The organism is Streptomyces sp. NPDC047515, assembly GCF_040643055.1.
In the GTDB taxonomy this organism is placed as follows: Bacteria; Actinomycetota; Actinomycetes; order Streptomycetales; family Streptomycetaceae; genus Streptomyces.
In genome coordinates this window covers 1-2,799 of the sequence record NZ_JBEYTM010000144.1, presented here as the reverse complement: position 1 = coordinate 2,799, position 2,799 = coordinate 1, and the positions used below count along the sequence as shown (strand labels likewise).

The window sequence follows — 2,799 nt, the reverse complement described above, 5'->3', positions numbered from 1 at the left end:
CGCCGAGCAGGACGACGTCCCCGAACGCGGTGTCCGGTTCGGAGACCATCGACTCCAGCACCCGCACGTAGTAGTCCCGCATCAACGCCACCTGGTCCTCGACCAGAACACCGAGGTGGTAGTCGAGACTCAGGAGCAGCCGTGTGGAATACGGATTGCGGATCACGCCGACACTCAGCGGGAAGTTGGTCGGCTCGGCACGCAGCGTGCTGAAGCTGTCGATCTTCCCGTCCACGATCGTCAGACGACCCTCACCGAACTCGTCGGTGAGCACGTGGAAGTGGTTGTACACGAAGCTGGTCTCGAACAGAGCCTCGCCACCCATACGACGCTGCAGCGCCCCCAGCGGGTATCTGCGATGGGGCAGCATGTCCTGCTCGGCCTCGAACACGGCGCGTACGAGGTCCAGCCAACTGCCCTCCGGCAGTTCCAGCCGGAACGGGACGGTGTTCAGGAAGAGCCCCCGCACCTCGGTCGCCCCGGCCTCCTCCAGCCGCCCGTTGGACGACAGCCCGGCCAGTACGTCCGTGCTTCCGGTGACCAGACTCATGACCCGCAGATGCGCTGCCAGCATCACGGACTTCAGCGGCACCCCACAACGCTTGGCCAGCGCCAGCAGTTCGTCGCACAGCTCCGCCGGTAGCAGTGTCTCGATCGAGCCATGCTTCTCCGCCGTGTGCAGCACCCGCCACTCGTTCTCGCGCTCGGGCGTGGCCGGCCCGGCGCCGTGCCGGTCCGGCCAGCGTGGGAGCCGGCCCGTGGGCCGGTCCGTGAGCCGCTCCAGCCAGAACGTCTCGCTCTCCTTCGAGCGCAGCACCTCCCGTTCCGCCGCGATGAAATCGCGGTACGCGGACTCGGGCGGGTCGAGGGCGGCGACCGTGCCCGCACCGGTCGCGAGCCGGTGGTAGAGGCCAGTGATCTCGGCGAGCGTGGAGTGAAGGCTCCAGCCGTCGAAAATGGCGTGGTGTTCGGTCACCGTCCACTGGAACGCATCGTCGGAGAGCCAGTGGACGCCGAACCGCAGCAACGGCGGCCGGGAGTGGTCGAACACGTGGGAGCGTTCGAAGGCCACGTATGCGGCGATCGCCGTCTGTTGCGCCTCGTCGTCGAGTGTGCGCAGATCGGACACCACGCACGGCATCTCCGCCGTGGCATGCACCAGCTGGAGCGGCTCGCTGTAGCCGCTCAGCTCCAGGGACGTACGGAGTATCGGGTGGCGTTCCACGACCAGGCGGAGCGCCTCCTTGAAGCTGCGCTCGTCGAACCGGCCGTTGATGCGCATGCTGTCCACGTTGTGGTACGGCAGCCGTTCACGGTCCAGCTCCATCTCGTAGATCATGCCGACCTGGAGTTCCGCCATCGGATAGGCGTCCACGAGTCCCTGGGGCAGCCGCGCCCTGTCCTCGCCGTTCACCATGGAGAACGGCTCACGGTCGCGCCGCGGAGTGTCGGATACCGCGTGGGTCGAGGCGGCCTCGGCCAGCCCCGCCAGGGTGGGCGTGCGGAAGAGGTCCTGCAGCTCGAAGCCCACCCCCTGGGCACGAGCCAGTCCCAGCACCTGGATGCTGCGGATGGAGTCGCCGCCGAGGTCGAAGAAGTTGTCGTGGCGACCGACCCGGTCGACGCCCAGAACGCTGCTCCAGATTCCCGCGAGCAGTTCCTCCGTCCCGGGCAGCGGAGAGATGAACTCGGCTGTCAGCTCCGGGCGTTCGGTCGTCGGAGCGGGCAATGCCCGGTGACTGAGCTTGCCCTGCGGAGTGAGCGGGAGGGAGTCGAGGAAGACGAAGTTCCTCGGGATCATGTAGTCGGGGAGGTCGCCGGCGAGGGCGTCGCGGAGTGCGCTGGTGGTGGGCCGGTCGGCTTCCGGTTCCGGTACGAGATAGGCGACGAGGTCCGTGTGGCCGCCGAGATCGTCCCGGACGACCACGACGGCCTGCCGGATCTCGGGCCGCCGGCCCAGTCGTGCCTCGATCTCCGGCAGTTCGACGCGGTAGCCGCGCACCTTCACCTGTGCGTCGGCCCGGCCCAGGTATTCCAGGTCGCCGGAGGGTGTCCAGCGGGCGAGGTCCCCGCTGCGGTATAGCCGGGCGCCCGGCGTACGGCCGAGATGGTCCGGCACGAAACGCTGTGCGGTGAGCGCCGGTTGGCCCGTGTAGCAACGTGTCACGCCGGGCCCGCCGACGTGGAGCTCCCCGATGACACCGATCGGACTCGGATCACCCGACGGATCCAGGACGTAAAGACGGAGGTCGGGCAACGCCCTGCCGATCCGGCTGAACGTACCGTCGAGCTGGTCCTCGTCCACCTCGGCGTACGTCACGTGCACGGTGGTCTCGGTGATGCCGTACAGGTTGATGAGAAGCGGCGAGGCGTAACCGTGACGGGCGCCCCAGCGGCGCACCGACGCCCGGTTCAGCGCCTCGCCCGCGAACAGCACTGCCCGCAGGCCCAGTTCCCCGCCCTCCACTGCGTCGACCGTCTCGAACTGGCGGAAGGCAGAGGGGGTTTGGCTGAGCATCGTGACTGACCGGTCGCGTACGAGTGCGTAGAACGCCTCCGAGTCCCGGCTGGCCAGATACGGCACCACGACCAGGCGCCCGCCGGTGGTGAGGGCACCCCACATCTCCATGACCGACACGTCGAAGGCGTAGCTGTGGAAGAGGGTCCAGGTGTCGTCGGGGCCGAAGGGGAGGCGTTGTTGGATGGCGTTGAAGAGGCGGGTGACGTTGGCGTGGGTGACGGTGGTGCCTTTGGGGTGTCCGGTGGATCCGGAGGTGAAGATGATGTAGCAGGCGTGGT

At 68.1% G+C, this 2,799-nt stretch carries 1 protein-coding gene; it reads right to left on the bottom strand.

The window, feature by feature from the left end:
* The coding region (locus ABZ826_RS39085; RefSeq protein ID WP_361459323.1) for a condensation domain-containing protein at window positions 1-2,799 on the bottom strand (2,799 nt) is incomplete at both ends.